The 16,849-nt window shown below is 34.2% G+C and carries 13 protein-coding genes; 6 read left to right on the top strand and 7 right to left on the bottom strand.

Annotation, left to right across the window (positions count from 1 at the left end; genetic code table 11):
* Window positions 1-142: 142 nt before the first annotated feature.
* The 5 genes from ACWA1F_RS14940 to ACWA1F_RS14960 form a co-directional block, all read right to left on the bottom strand.
* Complete coding sequence (locus ACWA1F_RS14940; RefSeq protein ID WP_306153535.1) at window positions 143-1,177, bottom strand: vWA domain-containing protein; 1,035 nt, start codon at window positions 1,175-1,177, stop codon at window positions 143-145.
* Window positions 1,178-1,227: 50 nt separating this feature from the next.
* Window positions 1,228-2,229: a vWA domain-containing protein gene (locus ACWA1F_RS14945; protein WP_306153533.1), complete on the bottom strand. Its 1,002-nt coding sequence runs from the start codon at window positions 2,227-2,229 to the stop codon at window positions 1,228-1,230.
* Window positions 2,229-3,863 (bottom strand): phenylalanine--tRNA ligase subunit alpha, encoded by a 1,635-nt coding sequence (locus ACWA1F_RS14950; RefSeq protein ID WP_456894667.1) that lies wholly within the window; start codon window positions 3,861-3,863, stop codon window positions 2,229-2,231. The genes ACWA1F_RS14945 and ACWA1F_RS14950 overlap by 1 nt, the downstream gene beginning before the upstream one ends.
* Before the next feature lie 155 nt (window positions 3,864-4,018).
* Window positions 4,019-4,882: a DUF58 domain-containing protein gene (locus tag ACWA1F_RS14955; protein WP_456894668.1), complete on the bottom strand. Its 864-nt coding sequence runs from the start codon at window positions 4,880-4,882 to the stop codon at window positions 4,019-4,021.
* A 123-nt stretch (window positions 4,883-5,005) separates the two neighbouring features.
* Complete coding sequence (locus tag ACWA1F_RS14960) at window positions 5,006-6,010, bottom strand: AAA family ATPase (RefSeq protein ID WP_142451507.1); 1,005 nt, start codon at window positions 6,008-6,010, stop codon at window positions 5,006-5,008.
* 212 nt (window positions 6,011-6,222) lie between these two features.
* Here ACWA1F_RS14960 and ACWA1F_RS14965 point away from each other — a divergent pair, with 212 nt between their 5' ends.
* The 3 genes from ACWA1F_RS14965 to ACWA1F_RS14975 all read left to right on the top strand — a co-directional run bounded on the left by ACWA1F_RS14965 (window position 6,223) and on the right by ACWA1F_RS14975 (window position 9,533).
* Entirely contained in the window at window positions 6,223-7,098 is an 876-nt protein-coding gene (locus ACWA1F_RS14965; protein ID WP_456894671.1) for an aldo/keto reductase, read from the top strand.
* A gap of 307 nt (window positions 7,099-7,405) precedes the next feature.
* The gene (locus ACWA1F_RS14970; protein ID WP_306153522.1) at window positions 7,406-8,161 is read left to right on the top strand and encodes an SDR family NAD(P)-dependent oxidoreductase; all 756 of its coding nucleotides are present in this window, start codon (window positions 7,406-7,408) and stop codon (window positions 8,159-8,161) included.
* A gap of 226 nt (window positions 8,162-8,387) precedes the next feature.
* On the top strand, window positions 8,388-9,533 hold the full coding sequence (locus ACWA1F_RS14975; RefSeq protein ID WP_306153520.1) for an ATP-binding protein: 1,146 nt from the start codon (window positions 8,388-8,390) through the stop codon (window positions 9,531-9,533).
* Between the two features lie 79 nt (window positions 9,534-9,612).
* Here the strand turns inward: ACWA1F_RS14975 and ACWA1F_RS14980 are convergent, their stop codons facing one another.
* Window positions 9,613-10,356, bottom strand: a complete 744-nt coding sequence (locus tag ACWA1F_RS14980; RefSeq protein WP_456894673.1) for a DUF3298 and DUF4163 domain-containing protein — start codon at window positions 10,354-10,356, stop codon at window positions 9,613-9,615.
* Between the two features lie 167 nt (window positions 10,357-10,523).
* On the opposite strand from ACWA1F_RS14980, the gene ACWA1F_RS14985 reads away from it, so the two are divergent.
* Window positions 10,524-11,666, top strand: coding sequence for a cystathionine gamma-synthase (locus ACWA1F_RS14985; protein ID WP_456894675.1), 1,143 nt, complete (start codon window positions 10,524-10,526; stop codon window positions 11,664-11,666).
* A gap of 285 nt (window positions 11,667-11,951) precedes the next feature.
* On the opposite strand, the gene ACWA1F_RS14990 is transcribed toward ACWA1F_RS14985, so the two are convergent.
* A complete protein-coding gene (locus ACWA1F_RS14990; protein WP_306153511.1) occupies window positions 11,952-12,743 on the bottom strand; it encodes a THC0290_0291 family protein in 792 nt (263 codons plus the stop codon).
* Between the two features lie 326 nt (window positions 12,744-13,069).
* Between ACWA1F_RS14990 and gdhA the strand changes: the two genes are divergently transcribed.
* Both gdhA and porZ read left to right on the top strand, forming a co-directional pair.
* Window positions 13,070-14,413, top strand: coding sequence for an NADP-specific glutamate dehydrogenase (gdhA, locus tag ACWA1F_RS14995; RefSeq protein ID WP_306153508.1), 1,344 nt, complete (start codon window positions 13,070-13,072; stop codon window positions 14,411-14,413).
* A 125-nt stretch (window positions 14,414-14,538) separates the two neighbouring features.
* Entirely contained in the window at window positions 14,539-16,821 is a 2,283-nt protein-coding gene (gene porZ, locus ACWA1F_RS15000; RefSeq protein WP_456894976.1) for a type IX secretion system anionic LPS delivery protein PorZ, read from the top strand.
* The last annotated feature ends 28 nt before the right edge of the window (window positions 16,822-16,849 follow it).

Below are 16,849 nucleotides of genomic sequence, written 5' to 3' on the forward strand. Positions count from 1 at the left end.
TTTTTTGTTTGCCACGAATTTGCTTCGCCTGTTCACTATCGTTCGGGTCACCAATTGGCACTAATTAATTTATTTTGTCTGAATTTCACAAAACTTTGTAATTTTCTTTCGTGTAAATTCGAGCAATTAGTGGCTAACTTTTTTATTTCTTTTCATTAAATAAATCCAACTCTTTGATCCAGCTTGTTTTTCTTTCTAATAAGAAAATATCTAGGAAAAGCAATAAAAATGCAAACCCGATAAACCATTGAAATTGCGATTGAAATTCAGCCATTTGTGTGGCTTCAAATTCTGTTTTCTGAATATTATTCAGTGCATTTTTTACGTAGTCTAAAACTTCTTTAGTGCTTCCGCCATAAACGTATCCGCCCTTTGTAGCTTTAGCAATAGTTTTTAAACCTTCCTGATTCAGTTTTGTTGTTACCGTTTCGCCATTTTGATCTTTCTGATAACCTCTTAAAACGCCATTTTCTTTTAACGGAATTGTTGCTCCTCTTTCTGTTCCAACTCCGATAGTAATGATTTTCATTCCAATTTTGTTGGCTTCTTCAGCAGCAGTAGAAGCTCCTTCAGAATGATCTTCTCCATCAGAAATTAAAATAAGCAATTTGCTTGTCTTGCTTTTTTCATCAAAATAAGTTGTCGATAATCGAATTGCTTCATCCAAAGAAGTTCCCTGAGAAGAAACCATATCGGGATTCATACTTTGCAAGTACATTTTTGCAACACCATAATCTGATGTTATAGGCAAAACTGGAAAAGCACTTCCGGCATACGCCACGATTCCAATTCGGTCGCTTCCAAGATTATTGATAATTTGAGAAACCAATTGTTTGCTCTTTGCCAAACGGCTTGGAGCAACGTCTTCTGCAAGCATACTTTTAGAAACATCGACTGCAAAAACAATATCAATACCTTCTCGTTTTACCGTTTCCATTTTGGTTCCAATCTTCGGATTTACCAAACCGATAATCAAACAAGTTAGCGCTAGAAGAATCACTACAATTTTTAAAACGGGTTTAAAAACCGATTTCTCTGGACTCAATCTTTTCACCATTTCAAGATCACCAAATTCGCGCTGCGTTCTTCTTTTCCAATACATATTGAAAAGGAAAATACAGACCACAATCGGGATCAGTAATAAGAGATATAAATATTTTTTTTCGTCTAATTCCATTTTAAATTTTAGATTTCTGAATTTAGATTTTAGATTTTTTTAATCTAAAATTAAATGAAGCTTCTATAAACTGTGTTTCTTAATCCAACTTCTAATAATAATAACAAGCCAGCAAATAAAACAAAACCTCTGTATTTCTCGTCATAATCATAGAATTTCAATTCCTGAATTTCTGTTGTCTCCAGTTTGTTAATTGCATTATATATTTCGGCTAATCTATCATTGCTTGTTGCTCTAAAATATGTTCCGTCGGTTTTGCGTGCAATACTTTTCATTAATCGCTCATCGATTTCCACTTTTTGCATTTTGAATAAAAATCCTCCGTTTGGTCCGTAAGCGTATGGTGATGAAGCCATACCATTTGTTCCTAAACCAATCGTATATACTTTTATTCCGTATTGTTTTGCAATGTCTGCGGCAGTTTCTGGTTCAATAAAACCGGCATTATTTACACCATCCGTCAAAAGAATGATAACTCGGCTTTTTGCTTTGCTGTCTTTCAAACGATTTACGGCAGTTGCCAATCCCATTCCAATTCCGGTTCCGTCTTGGAGTACATTATCGTATTTAATTTCTTTTATAGCTTCAAGAATAATCGCTTTATCACTTGTAACAGGAGTTTTGGTATAAGCTTCAGATGCGTATAAAACCAATCCGATACGGTCATTTGGTCTTTCTTCAACGAAATCGGCGGCAACTCTTTTTAAAGCTTCCATACGATTCGGTTTCAAATCTTTTGCGAGCATAGATCCAGAAACGTCAATTGCCATTACAATATCAATTCCTTTTGTGGTTTTAGTCTGATTGCTTATGTCTACAGTTCTTGGTCGAGCCAATGCGATAATTAATGAACTTAACGCCAAAACTCTAAACACATAAAGACAAGGTTTGAATTTTGTCCAAAAAGATTCGCTGTTTTTGAAACCCGCCGTAGAACTCATTTTTAAAGTAGCCGACTGCTGGTTGCGTTTCCAGAAAAACCAGATTACTGCAATCGGAATTAATAGAAACAACCAAAGAAACTCTGGATTTAAAAAAGTGATCTTATTCATTAGTTGCTTGCTCTTTGAAGTTCAACAGAATTTAATATTCGGGTCGTGATTTCATTTGCATACGTATCGCCTTCTTCGTGCAAAATCATAATTTGCTGTAAACCTTGATCTTGTTTGAAAAGAAGCAATTCATAATATGCTTTTGTACTCGATTTTGTTGTCGGGTTCAAAATTGTCATTGTTCCGTAACCTTTTACACCCTGAATGCCTTCATTAGTTTGAAAATCTTCTTGTTTTACGATAATATTTTGTCCGCCTTGAGCCTCAATAATTTTAATAGTGCCTTCTAAGGTTTTATTTAAATCAATCTCGGTTGGCTGTTTAAATTTAGATGTTGAAACGGTTACATAAAAATTGTCAATCATGCTTCCGTATGCGAAAAGTTGCATTTCTTTAATAAGTGCCATTGCTTCTTTTGGAAGTGTTTTTTGCGCGTCCATTCTTTTTAAAACCTTTGGAGTTTCAATAAGAACTGCAGGACTTCCGTAAGCGCTTTTTACCCATTCACCTTCTAATAATTCTTTCGAAGGATGTCCAATTATATTATCTTTTACATAATTGAATCCTTTGGTAACAACAAAGAAAGTCGTTGTAGCAAATAATAAAAGTATGGTAGCCGCAACAGCGTAGCCAATTCTAGCATTACGTTTTTTGCGAAGTTGTTCCTTAATTTGTTTTTGTCTTTGCGCTTCGTTCAATAACTGATCTTCAATTTCTTCTGGAACTTCAGTTGGAATAGCGTTATCAAGCGTTAAAATTACTTTCTGAATTTTATTTCTATCATCAGTAATTTCAAAATCAAGCGGTTTAGATTTCGCAAATTTTACCAAATCGGCCTGACGTAAAACGCGCTCTAGATTTTCAACTGTTTCTGGAGTTAACGTCATTTTCTTTTTGGTAGAAGCTTCTCTAATTGCAGTAATTAACTCAGAAGTTGTACTCTCCATTGCTGGAATGTGAATGGCTTCTTCGATATAATTTCTAGCAATATCTGTCAGTTCACTATAGTATTCTTTGATTTCGCCTTTTTGAACCAGTTCTTTCTGCTCTAGATTGTTTAATAAACTAGTCGCTTTTTCGATTGGCGTTTTATAAACCTCTTCTTCGATTTTTTTCAGCTGGCGTTTTTTAACGTACCAATAAACGAAAGCACCAATTCCTAGAATGGCTAAAACAATTAAAGCGTAAATCCACCAAGTTCCCATTCCTTCATCAGCGGAAGTAATATCTTTGATGTCGTACATTTTCTGCTGTAAAGTATCCACTTTTACATTAGCAACTTCCACTTTAAGTGAATCACTGTAAAAAGGCTTTTTGTCGATTAAAATTTTGATGCTTGGAATGGTGTAACGGCCAGAATCAAATTGCGTTAAACCATATTTTTTTACCAGCTCGTAAGTGTCATCTTTCTTAACTGTATCAATTGGATAAGATTGAATGACTTCTAACGGGCCAATATTTTTAAGTTTTGGAAATTCAACTTTAGATTTAGAGCTTACAACCGTTTTTAGCGTCAGCTTGAACTCAGCACCAATCTTATTTTTGGTGGTATCAATACTCGTTTCTACCTGTTTTTGCTGGGCAAAAGTCATAGTAGAAAAAAGCAATAAAAATATATAAAGTCTAAATTTCATTTGTTTTGAGCTTTCAGATTTTGGTCTAAAATGATGTTTAAAAAATAAATTTGCATCTACAGATTTAAACGTTTTTTTGTTTTTTGATAGAAGCAGAAATTACTTTTTTTCGATTTTCAAATCTAAAATGTAAAATCCACAATCTAAAATTATATTTATCTTGATTTGAAATAGCCTAATAATTTCGTTACGTAATTTTCGTCAACTCTGGTGTTGACAATTCCAGCGCCCGATTTACGAAAAGTATCTTTAAAGTAATTCAGTTTTTCCTGATAATGTTTTTCGTAATTCATGCGAACAGTTTTCGAACTTGTATCTACCAACTGTATTTGACCTGTTTCGGCATCCAGCATGTGCACCATTCCTAAATTTGGAATTTTTTCTTCGCGAATGTCATAGACACGAACGCCTGTAATGTCATGTTTTTTAGAAGCAATTTTTAAAGTATGCTCATAAGCATCAGACATAAAATCGGAAATCATGAAAATGATGGCTTTCTTTTTTTGAGTTCCAGACAGAAACTTTAAAGCTTGAGCGATATCGGTTTTGTGGCTTTTTGGTTCAAATTCAATCAATTCACGAATGATGCGAAGTACGTGCGAACGTCCTTTTTTTGGCGGAATATATAATTCTATAGTATCAGAAAATAAGATCAAACCAATTTTGTCATTATTCTGTGTAGCCGAAAAAGCCATCGTTGCCGCAATTTCGGTTACGATGTCTTTTTTGAATTGATTTTTAGAACCAAAGGATTCAGAACCCGAAATATCGACCATTAAAACCATGGTTAATTCGCGTTCTTCTTCAAATACTTTAACGTGAGCTTCGTTATAGCGTGCGGTCACATTCCAATCGATGTTACGAATATCATCTCCGTATTGGTATTGACGCACCTCGCTAAACGTCATTCCTCGTCCTTTAAATGAAGAGTGGTATTCTCCAGAAAAGATATGATTACTCAGTCTCTTCGTTTTGATTTCTATTTTCCGTACTTTTTTTAAAAGCTCTTTTGTATCCATTTTTTCGGATTGCAGATTTTAGATTTTAGATTTTAGATTCCAAGAATTTAAAAAATTCTTTTTTAAATTCTTTTTAGACTGCAGATTAATCTAAAATCTACAATCAAAAAAATCTAAAATTTATTAAGGTACCTCAATCTCGTTAACGATTTTGTTGATAATGTCTACAGAAGTAATGTTTTCTGCTTCTGCTTCATATGTGATTCCAACTCTGTGACGTAATACATCGTGAACAACGGCACGAACGTCTTCTGGAATTACATAACCGCGACGTTTGATAAAAGCGTAGCATTTTGCAGCATTAGCCAAATTGATACTTCCACGAGGAGAAGCTCCAAAGCTGATAAGCGGTTTTAAATCGGCTAATTTGTATTTTTCTGGGTAACGTGTAGCAAAAATAATATCAAGAATATATTTCTCGATTTTTTCATCCATATAAACTTCACGAACTGCTTCTTGCGCACGTAAAATCTGATCTACAGAAACTACAGGATTTACTTTTTCGTAAGATCCTTTTAGGTTTTGGCGAATTACAAAACGCTCTTCGTCAATTTTTGGATAATCAATTACAGTTTTTAGCATAAAACGGTCAACCTGCGCTTCTGGCAATTGGTATGTTCCTTCTTGCTCCACTGGGTTTTGAGTTGCTAATACTAAAAACGGACGATCTAATTTGAAAGTAGTGTCTCCAATAGTAACTTGTTTCTCCTGCATGGCCTCCAAAAGTGCAGATTGAACTTTTGCTGGAGCACGGTTAATCTCATCGGCAAGTACGAAATTGGCGAAAATTGGTCCTTTTTTAATAGAGAACTCGTTTGCTTTAATGTTGTAAATCATGGTTCCGATAACATCGGCAGGTAATAAATCTGGTGTAAACTGGATACGGCTGAAAGATCCTTGAACCGCTTGAGAAAGCGTGTTGATGGCTAAAGTTTTTGCCAAACCAGGAACTCCTTCCAATAAAATATGCCCTTGTCCAAGTAATCCGATCAATAGACGCTCGACCATATGTTTCTGACCCACAATAACTTTGTTCATTTCCATTGTAAGAAGGTCTATAAAAGCACTTTCTCTTTCAATTTTTTCATTTATCGCTCTAATGTCTAAAGTCGTTGTATTTTCTTCCATATAAATATTTTTAAAACCTTGATTTTTACGCCTAATTTTTGAGAGTGCAAATTGAATATTTTTTGAGAAGTAAGATGTTAAAGAATGGTTAAAACTTCGACCAATGACCTAATTTTAAGGACTAATTGTGAATCTATTTTTATATTTTTAAGAACTTTGATGAATATGTTTTTACAAAGCATATTTATTACCAAAAATAACGCATAATTATTATGAGCAAAACAGTCTTATCGCCTATAATTTCGGGCACTATGAATTGGGGAGTTTGGGATAAAAACCTTACAACCAAAGAAATGGAAAATATGATACAAGTAAGTATCGAAAACAAAATTACGACTTTTGATCACGCGGATATTTACGGTTCGTATACGACCGAAGCCGATTTTGGAAAAGCCTTTCACGCTAGTAAAATAGATCGTGAAAAATTACAATTAATTACCAAGTGCGGTATTCAGATGATTGCTGACAAGCGTCCTGAAAACAAAGTTAAACATTACGATTATTCTAAAGACTATATTATTAAGTCTGTAGAAAAATCTTTGAAAAATTTAAAAACAGATTATGTAGATGTTTTTCTTTTACATAGACCGAGTCCGTTAATGCAGGCTGATGAAATTGCAGAAGCGGTTGAGAAATTAAAAGGAGAAGGAAAAATTATTGATTTCGGACTTTCAAATTTTACAAGTTCTCAAACAGAATTAATCCGCAGTAAAACAGAAGTTAGCTACAATCAAGTGCAATTTTCTGCTACTCATTATGAAGCAATGACAGATGGAAGTTTGGATTATATGCAAACACACGGCATTCGTCCGTTGTCTTGGAATCCGCTTGGAACTGTTTTTAGAGAAGATACTAAAAAAACACGCCGTTTGAAAAAGCTGTTTTCGGAATTAGTAGAAAAATATCATTTAGGTTCTGATACTTTATTATTAGCATGGATTTTAAAACATCCGGCAAAAATAATTCCGATTGCGGGAACTGTTAATATTGCCAGAATTCAATCTTTGATGAAAGCTGTAGAATTGGATATGGATACTCAAGACTGGTTTGCCATCTGGACAGAAAGTATGGGCGACGATGTGCCTTAATTTTTAAGTGTTCAGAGTTCAGTTTTTAGTGATCAGTTTATCTAGATTTTATCATTCGCTTTAAGCAAAAAAAATGTTTGCCACTCCCGATAGCTATCGGGATAAAAGAATTAGCACAGATTATAAATCATTTTAATCCTTTAATCTGTGGCAAAAAATATAAACACATAGAAACATAGATTTTTTGAGTTTTTTAAAGAAGGTTTTAGCGTTTCACTTACACATAGCTATGTGTATTGATGTAAAATGAAATGCCTTCTGGGCAAAGAAAAACTATGTCTCTATGTGTTAAAAAAATAATCCAACAATGAAAAAAACAGCTTTAATTACTGGAGCAACCAGCGGAATCGGGAAGGCAACAGCACAGATTCTAGCCAAAAATAATTATAAAGTAGTGCTTTGCGGAAGACGTCAAGACCGTTTAGAAGAACTGCAAAAAGAACTATCCGCTTTTACAGAAGTTCATTCTTTACAATTTGATGTTCGTGATAAAGAAGAAGTTCTGAAAAAAATAAGTACTTTACCAACAGATTTTTCCGTTATAGATATATTGATTAATAATGCAGGGAATGCCCACGGTTTAGATCCGATCCAGAATGGAGATTTGGACGATTGGGATGCGATGATTGATATTAATGTGAAAGGACTGCTGTATGTTTCAAAAGCGATAATTCCGCAAATGGTCGAAAGACAATCGGGCCATATTATCAATATTGGTTCGACTGCTGCAAAAGAAGTTTATCCAAACGGAAATGTGTATTGCGGTTCTAAACATGCGGTTGATGCGATTACGGCTGGAATGCGAATCGATTTGAATCCGTTTGGAATTAGAGTCGGAGGTATTCATCCAGGAATGGTTGCAACAGAATTTAGCGAAGTTCGTTTTAAAGGAGACGCCGATCGCGCAGCAAATGTGTATAAAGGATTCACTCCTTTAATAGCAGAAGATATTGCCGATATCATTCATTTTGTGGTTTCGAGACCGTATCATGTAAATATTGCCGATTTGGTTGTAATGAGTACCGCGCAGGCTTCTTCGACGATTGTCAAGAAGAATGTCTAGTTGATGTTTCGCGCAAAGACGCAAAGGCGCAAAGTTTTTTAAACACATAGAAACATAGATTTTCTTTGTGTTGAAAGGCATTTCATTTAGCATGAATTCACATAGCTATGTTTGTTGTGATAAGTGAAACGCCTTTTTATAGATTTCAACAATCTATGATTCTATGTGTTTTAAAAAATAAAATTTGTGGAATTAGTGTAATTAGTGGCAAACAAAAAAAGAGAGAATGATCAATAAACGCCTTTTAATTAAAAATCTCCTCGCTCATAATGACGAGAGCAGTTTTTATGATAAAAAAAGGCAGTTGAATCTTCATTCACGAGAAGGAAAAGGCAAATTCTTAAAACACATTTGCGCATTATCTAATTCGAACCCAAATAATAATTCCTATATCGTTGTTGGAGTCGAAGATCAGGATAATGAAATTGTCGGCGATGATTTCTTTGATGATAGCCGAATCCAAAATCTTGTAAATGCTTTTCTAGAAAATCCTCCCAAAATTCAATACGAAAATGTCCCTTTTCCTAATCTTCCAAAAGATAAAGTAATTGGTTTGGTTACAATTAAACCCAAAAGCAAAATTTCTTATTTTAAAAAAGGAATTCATACCATTTTGGCCAATAGTATTTTTGTGAGACGTGGGAGTAATTCGATTCCGTTAGAAGAATATGAGGAAGTTGAAAAAAACAATCAGAATACAGAAACGGTAATTGGAATTGAAAATAGCTCTAGAAACAGTATTCAATATACTCTAGACGGTGTTATCGATTTTATGAATTTCAGACATAAAGATATGTCTCCGAAATATCGTGTTTTTAAAGAATTATTTGTCATTTGTTGGGCTGGAGTTCCTAAAAAATTACGGGATAAAACTTATTTATCAAGGGTTGACATTGAGTTGATAAACGAACAGATTAAACTTTTTTATTCGGCTCAAGATGTTGTTACTATTTTCTATAATGAAGATAGTTTTACCATTACCGAATATGTTCCTTTAGGATTAAATGACAAAACAAGCTACTATCCGTTAGAAGAACAAACTATTCATTTTTTTGACAACGGTTATTATAAAATTGATCGTCAGATGCTTTTTCAGCCTCCAGAATTTAACCGAAAAATGCTGTATCATATTTATAACTCCAATATGGCTTTGCTAGGGAAACTTCAAAAGGAAATCGCTTTGTCTGATCGCGAAATGAAAGATTTAGAAAATCTGCCTTCTACTTTTATGATCTGTTATTTAAATGGTTTTGAAGACGCAAGACAGAAATTAATTGACGCAAAATTATATTTGAAACCGTATAAAAATGTGTATTCTTCTTTTAAAGAGGCTTTAAGGGTATTGCGTAAAATGAAATATGATGTACAGTGAGGAAAGGTGCTGAGATTCTAAGCTACTAAGGTTCTGAGGTTTTTGTAGAGACTGACAGCAGTGCGTCTAACATTCCATTTTATTGAAAATTCAAATATTTTTTTACCTCTTCATACGAAAATAAAAGCTCTTTTGGACCGTCTGCATAAGATGCGGCTTCATACGAATTGTAAAATAAAAGTAAACCGTCAGAAGTATAGAAGATGTTTTGAGGCAGTTGAAATTTATCATTTTCAAACATTAAACCTGTTGCATTGATATTCGCTTTTTCAGGTATTTTGTATTTGGCTCTGAATGTCTTTTCGGCGAAAGCCTTAAATTCGTTTTCGTTTTTAAATAACTGCTTATTGAAAATCGTTTTTCCAGTTTTTCGATCAAATAATAAAGAGCGATAGCCTTGATATCCGTGAGCACCGCCTGTAAAAGTATAATGATCTATTTTCAGATTTAAAATCTGTTCTGATTGAAATTCAACATTTCCTATTATTTTAGCTTCCCAGCCAAAGGTGTCTTCAGGAAATTTTTGGTGCATTTCTTCGTAAGAAGTAATAAATGATTTTGACAATGACTTATAATCGTTAACCTTTGCCGAATCTTCACCAAAAAAGACAATCTCTTTAATTACATTAAAAACCTTTTTATTAATGCTGTCTGCTATTATTTTCTGAGTTTTTGCGATTGGAATTTCCATTGTAATTACTGGGCAGTCTTTCTCGCATGGAAGATTTGATTTCTCTTCAAATGTCTCTTTTTCAAATGAAAGTTCTTTATTGCAACCCGAAATTAAAAGCAGTAAAAAGATATAAAATGGATATTGTTTCATGTCACGAAATGTTAATTATATAAAAAGAAAAAGAAGAGGAGCTGGAACAAATTAAATTAAAAGGTAAATTTGTATTCTAAAATTACGATTTTTAAAACATAAATCAAAAAAATCGCGAATATCAACAAATTTGTTGAGAACAAATATTTAAAATAAATTTTATTTATATGAAATTCAATACCAAAGTTATACACGGAGGACAGCATCATGATCCGTCTACTGGGGCAGTTATGCCACCGGTGTATCAAACATCAACATTTGTACAAACAAGTCCAGGAAAACCCTTGGCAGATTATGAATACAGTAGGGCTTCGAACCCGACTCGTACCGCGTTGGAAGACGCTTTGGCAAGTATTGAAAACGGAACTCGCGGACTAGCATTTTCATCTGGTCTTGCGGCTACAGACTGCGTTTTGAGATCTTTCAAAGAAGGAGACGAAATCATTGCAATGGATGATTTGTATGGCGGAACCTACAGAATGTTTTCTCGTGTTTATAAAGATTCAGGTATTAAATTTCATTTTGTTGATATGACGAATATCGAAAAACTGAAAAACCTAATCAATGAAAACACGAAATTAATCTGGGTAGAAACACCAACAAATCCGTTAATGAAGTTGGCCGATATTCAGGAAATAGCAAAAATTACTCAGGAGAAAAAAATACTTCTTGCTGTTGATAATACTTTTGCGACTCCGTATTTACAGAAGCCATTAGATTTAGGCGCTGATATTGTAATGCATTCGGCAACAAAATATTTAGGTGGGCATTCAGATGTTATTGCTGGAGCGCTTATCGTAAAAGATGAAGCACTTGGTGAGCAATTGCATTTTCAGCAATTCGCTACAGGAGCGACACTTGGACCAATGGATAGCTTTTTGGTTTTAAGAGGAATCAAAACTTTGGCTTTAAGAGTTCAGAGACATTGCGAAAACGGAGAAAAAGTTGTGGAATATTTAAGCAATCATCCGAAGATAAAAACGGTTTATTACCCAGGTTTAAAAAACCATCCATTTCATGAAATCGCTAAAAAACAAATGAAAGCTTTTGGCGGAATGGTTTCTTTCGATTTTAAATCTGGAAAAAAAGAAGATTCTATCGCATTTTTAGAAAAGCTGAAAGTGTTTACATTGGCTGAATCTCTTGGAGGAGTAGAATCATTAGCCAATCATCCAGCTTTAATGACGCATGCATCAATTCCTGCAGATAAAAGAGCTGAAGTTGGTATTACCGACGATTTGGTTCGATTAAGTGTTGGCATTGAAGATGCAGAAGATTTAATTGCAGATTTAGAACAAGCGCTTTCTTAATAGAAAATTCCAAATAACAAATCCCAAATTCCAAAAGTAAAATTGGAGTTTGGGATTTGTTATTTTAGTTTCGGTTACCAAAATAGAATCCGAAGGATTCAAATATTTATAGCAATCTGTTCTTCAAGATAAGTGCGACCCCGATGGGGTCGTATAACCTCACGTATTAATTTTCTATAAATATTTGAACCTTTCAGGTTCTTTTAAATGCTTAATAAACGAAAATCCCAAACTCCAATTTTACTTTTGGAATTTGGGATTTTTATATTGGAATTTATTTTAGATCTAGAATTCTAAATAGTAAATGTATCCAAAGTTAAACCAAACCTGCCAATCGTTAGATTTGTTTTCAGTATAAATATCCTTATTTGGATTTAATCCGTCGATCCAGTCTGAATTGTACATTTGGAAACGAGTTTCAAACATTAAATCGCTCATTGTTGTTAACTTGTAATGAACTCCAATAGCAGCGGTTGCAGATAAAGCAATGCCCGTTTCTGTAGAAAATCCATGAGCACGTCCATCAGATGGGGTTAAGTATTTTCCTGGAGTAACATTAGGTAGTGTAATGTCTCCTAAATGAGATCCAACTTTTGTTGAATAATAGCTCACTTGAAATCCTAAAGCACCATACGGACTGAAGCTACCAATTGTATTTTCGAAATCGTGAATTTTCATGAAAGGAGAAAATTCAATCTGTGCACCCAGATTTACAAGACTAGAACTTGCGTGCATATTTCTCAATTGTGTCGCAAATACTCCGTTAGGCTTATATTCAACCCATTGACCGTGATGTTTTAAAGTGGTTCTGCTATAAGAAAGATCAGATCTTACTTTAAAATGTTCTGTAAAAAAGTTTTCTCTATTGTTGTTAGCAGAAAAGTTTATAAAGTGCATGATTCCAATGCCAAAACCTGTGTTTCCGACGTTATTATCAAAGTTGTTTCTTTCTCCAAAATCGGACTGTAAAGTTACGGGTCCGGCGTAGATTCCGATCTCTTGAGCTAGTCCTTGTGCTGATACGGCAGTGGTGATGCCAAACAAGGCAAGTAATGTGATAAATAGGGGTTTAGACATTTTTGAGGGCTTACAAATCATGGCAAATATATAAAAAACATAATCGATTCAAAATATAAAATTGCTGTATTGAAAAATAAGTAGCAAAATACTTAATTTACTAACTTTTAAAAGGTGATTTGCATGTAAACACCTACATGTAAAATGTGTTTTTTTGTAATGTTTGAAAAAAACACAAATCGCTTCAAAAAAGTGAAAATTGTAACATCGAATCATTATTTGATATATCTTTGTCTGTTAAAACGAAAACGTTTTCTTAAACATGATTTCTTATTTTTATAAGAGTAAAAATTAAAGCTAAATTATCTGAAAAATTTATTTCAAAGATGGAACAAAAAATAAATGAATTTATGGCTCTGGTTGAGTCAAAAAATCCAAATGAGCCAGAATTTCTTCAAGCAGTTAGAGAATTTGCAGAAACTGTAATTCCTTTTATATCTGAGCGTAAAAAGTATGATGGCAAGAATATACTTCTAAGAATTGCAGAACCAGAACGTTCTATAATTTTTAGAGTTCCGTGGGTAGACGATAAAGGAGAAATCATTGTAAATAGAGGTTTCAGAATTCAAATGAACTCTGCTATCGGGCCTTACAAAGGAGGGATTAGATTCCATCATTCTGTGAACTTGTCTGTTTTGAAATTCCTTGCATTCGAACAAGTATTCAAAAACAGTTTGACAACACTTCCTATGGGAGGTGGAAAAGGGGGTTCTGACTTTGATCCAGAAGGAAAATCTGATGCTGAAATTATGCGTTTCTGCCAGTCATTCATGACAGAATTATGTCGCCATATTGGTCCAGATCTTGACGTTCCTGCTGGAGATATTGGTGTTGGAGCAAGAGAAATTGGTTACTTATTCGGGCAGTACAAAAGAATCAGAAATGAATTTACGGGAGTTTTAACTGGAAAAGGTTTGGCTTACGGAGGTTCATTAATCAGACCAGAAGCTACTGGTTATGGAGTAGTTTACTTTACAGATCAAATGCTTCGTACAATTGGTCACGAAATTAAAGGTAAAAGAGTTGCAATTTCTGGATTCGGAAATGTGGCTTGGGGAGTAGCTTTAAAAGTAAATGAATTAGGCGGAAAAGTAGTTACTATTTCTGGTCCTGACGGATACATTTATGATGAAGAAGGAATTTCTGGAGAAAAAATCGACCACATGCTTGAAATGAGAGCTACTGGAGATAATAAAGCAGAAAGATACTTAGAGAAATATCCAAATGCTATTTTTCATAAAGGAAAAAGCCCTTGGGAAGTAAAAGTAGATATCGCAATTCCTTGTGCTACTCAAAACGAATTGAATGGCGAAGATGCTCAAAAGTTAATTGATAATGGCGTTTTATGTGTGACTGAAGCTGCAAATATGCCTTCTACACTAGATGCTATTAAACTTTTCTTAGACAATAAAGTATTATTTGCACCAGGAAAAGCTGCAAATGCTGGAGGGGTTGCTGCTTCTGGATTAGAAATGACACAAAACTCAATCCGTTTAAACTGGACAAGTGAAGAAGTAGACTTGAGATTGAAAGAAATCATGATCGGAATTCACAATCAATGTAAAAAATACGGTGCAGAAGAAGACGGATATGTGAACTACGTAAAAGGAGCAAACATTGCCGGATTTGTAAAAGTTGCCGACGCTATGCTTGCACAAGGTGTAGTTTAAGATTAGATTACAATAATTAGAAATACCCTCGTTATCTACGTAAGATATCGAGGGTATTTTATTTGGACTAAAAATTAAATAAAATCTCGTTTGTAGTATATTTGTCTATTCGAATACATTAAATGATGAAAAAACTATTTTTCTGCGGTTTCTTTTTACTTCTCATTCAGTTTTGCGGGGCGCAAAGCAAACTGTCTTGGCAGGGATATTTTTCATTTAATGAAATAAAAGATGTTTCAGAATCGACTACCGCTGTTTTTGCGGCTTCAGAAAATGCATTGTTTTCAAGAAATATAGCAACAAACGTTCTTAAATCGACCACTACCGTTGATGGATTATCAGGTCAGACAATTTCTGCGGTTTATTATAGTGAAGCATTCAAAAAAACAATCATCGGTTACGAAAATGGTTTGATGATTTTGATTAATGATGCCGACGGAAGCATTTTAAAAGTGGTTGATATAATTAATAAGCAATTGCCAGCAAATACGAAAAAAATCAACCATTTTATGGAAAGCAATGGCTTGATATATGTTTCTTGCGATTTCGGAATTGTTCAGTTCAATCTTAAAAATTCGCAATTTGGCGATACTTATTTTATTGGCGATAACGGTGCCGAAATTAGTGTAAAGCAAACTACATTGTTTAACGGTTTTATTTTTGCAGCAACATCAAGTGGCATCAGAAAAGCAGACAGTGCGAGTGCTAATCTTATAGATTACAATCAATGGTTGGTTGTAAATGCTGGAGATTGGTCTAGTGTTGAGGCTTTAGATACAGAACTTATTGCCATAAACACTTCCGGATACATTCATAGATTCAATTCAAACGCCTTTGTAGGTTTTTTGCAATTGCCTCAAGCGGCCGTTGATACTAGAGCCAAAAATCATAATTTGTTTATTACAACTGCCAATACCGTTTATGTGTACAATAATCAGATGGTGTTAAATAGGCAAATTACAAATTCGCAGGTTTTGGATAATACTTTGAATTTTAGCTGCGCAACTGCAGTTGGGAATCAGATTTTTATTGGAACAAAAGAAAAAGGACTGTTTTTTTCTGATTTGAATAATGCTACTGCTTTTGAAAATACGACACCGAGTGGCCCAGTTCGAAACAATATTTTTGCTATCGACGCTGGTTCAAATGTTTTATGGACAGTTTACGGAGATTATGATGTTACCTATAATCCTTATCCGTTGGATAATTACGGAATTAGCCGTTATAATGCATCAGGGTGGTTGAATGTCCCGTATTCTGAAGTTTACGATGCAAAATCAATTACAAGAGTTTTGATTAATCCCAATAATGAGAAGCAGGTTTATGCAAGTTCTTTCTTTTCGGGATTATTGAAAGTCGAAAATGATGTGCCTAGTTTTTTATATAATGAAAAAAACAGCGGTTTAGAGTCCATTACAACTGAAGGCCTAAATTATATCGATGTCCGCATCAATGCCACGGCTTTTGACAAAACGGGAAATCTTTGGGTAACCAATAGCCGTATCAAAAACGGACTAAAGGTTTTAAAAACAAATGGGCAGTGGGGGAGTTATGCAATGACTTCGATTTTAGACAATGCAGAAGAAGATAATTATTCAAGTATAGCCATAGATCGTAATAATGTAAAATGGATTGGAACTCTAAAAAGCGGAGTTGTTGGATTTAATGAGAGCACCAACACATTCAAAAAAATGACTTTTGGCGTAGATGCAGGTAATCTGCCAATTGCTGATGTGAGATCGATAGCTTTAGATACAAAAAATCAGTTATGGATTGGTACGACAAAAGGTTTGAGAGTTTTGTCTAATGTTTCGAGTTTTCAATCGGAAAGTCAATTAAAAGCAAATCCGATTATTATTACCGAAGACGACTTGGCTCAAGAATTATTGTATGAGCAGTTTGTTACTTCTATAGCTGTAGATGGTGCAAATAATAAATGGATTGGAACGGCAGATTCTGGTATTTTTATGGTTTCGCCAAATGGCCAGGAAACGAAATATCATTTTACAATAAATAATTCGCCATTGCCGAGTAATTATGTAAATGATATTAAAATAAACGCTAAAACAGGAGAAGTTTTTATCGCAACCAATAAAGGATTAGTTTCTTTTAACGGAATTGCAACAGATGCAAACGACGATTTAAGTAATGTTTATGTTTATCCAAATCCCGTGCGTCCAACATATTCAGGAACTGTTAAAGTTGCTGGATTGATTGATAAAGCAAATGTCAAAATCACAGATATTGAAGGAAATCTGGTTTACGAAATAACCTCTTCTGGAGGAACAATCGAGTGGGATACAACTGCTTTTGGGAAATATAAAGTGGCATCTGGGGTTTATATGGTTTTTATTTCAGCAGAAGATGGAGGAGAAACTAAAGTTAAAAAAGTGATGATAATTAGATAATATGGCAATTAGAAAATTAGAGAATTGC

The sequence above is a fragment of the Flavobacterium erigeronis genome (assembly GCF_054075165.1).

Coding starts and splice junctions, on each gene's coding strand:
- ACWA1F_RS14985 (WP_456894675.1), top strand. CDS start 10,524: ATGAAATTCAATACCAAAGTTATACACGGAGGACAGCATCATGATCCG.
- ACWA1F_RS14990 (WP_306153511.1), bottom strand. CDS start 12,743: ATGTCTAAACCCCTATTTATCACATTACTTGCCTTGTTTGGCATCACC.
- ACWA1F_RS14945 (WP_306153533.1), bottom strand. CDS start 2,229: ATGAATAAGATCACTTTTTTAAATCCAGAGTTTCTTTGGTTGTTTCTA.
- porZ (WP_456894976.1), top strand. CDS start 14,539: ATGAAAAAACTATTTTTCTGCGGTTTCTTTTTACTTCTCATTCAGTTT.
- ACWA1F_RS14975 (WP_306153520.1), top strand. CDS start 8,388: ATGATCAATAAACGCCTTTTAATTAAAAATCTCCTCGCTCATAATGAC.
- ACWA1F_RS14980 (WP_456894673.1), bottom strand. CDS start 10,356: ATGAAACAATATCCATTTTATATCTTTTTACTGCTTTTAATTTCGGGT.
- gdhA (WP_306153508.1), top strand. CDS start 13,070: ATGGAACAAAAAATAAATGAATTTATGGCTCTGGTTGAGTCAAAAAAT.
- ACWA1F_RS14940 (WP_306153535.1), bottom strand. CDS start 1,177: ATGGAATTAGACGAAAAAAAATATTTATATCTCTTATTACTGATCCCG.
- ACWA1F_RS14970 (WP_306153522.1), top strand. CDS start 7,406: ATGAAAAAAACAGCTTTAATTACTGGAGCAACCAGCGGAATCGGGAAG.
- ACWA1F_RS14965 (WP_456894671.1), top strand. CDS start 6,223: ATGAGCAAAACAGTCTTATCGCCTATAATTTCGGGCACTATGAATTGG.
- ACWA1F_RS14950 (WP_456894667.1), bottom strand. CDS start 3,863: ATGAAATTTAGACTTTATATATTTTTATTGCTTTTTTCTACTATGACT.
- ACWA1F_RS14960 (WP_142451507.1), bottom strand. CDS start 6,010: ATGGAAGAAAATACAACGACTTTAGACATTAGAGCGATAAATGAAAAA.
- ACWA1F_RS14955 (WP_456894668.1), bottom strand. CDS start 4,882: ATGGATACAAAAGAGCTTTTAAAAAAAGTACGGAAAATAGAAATCAAA.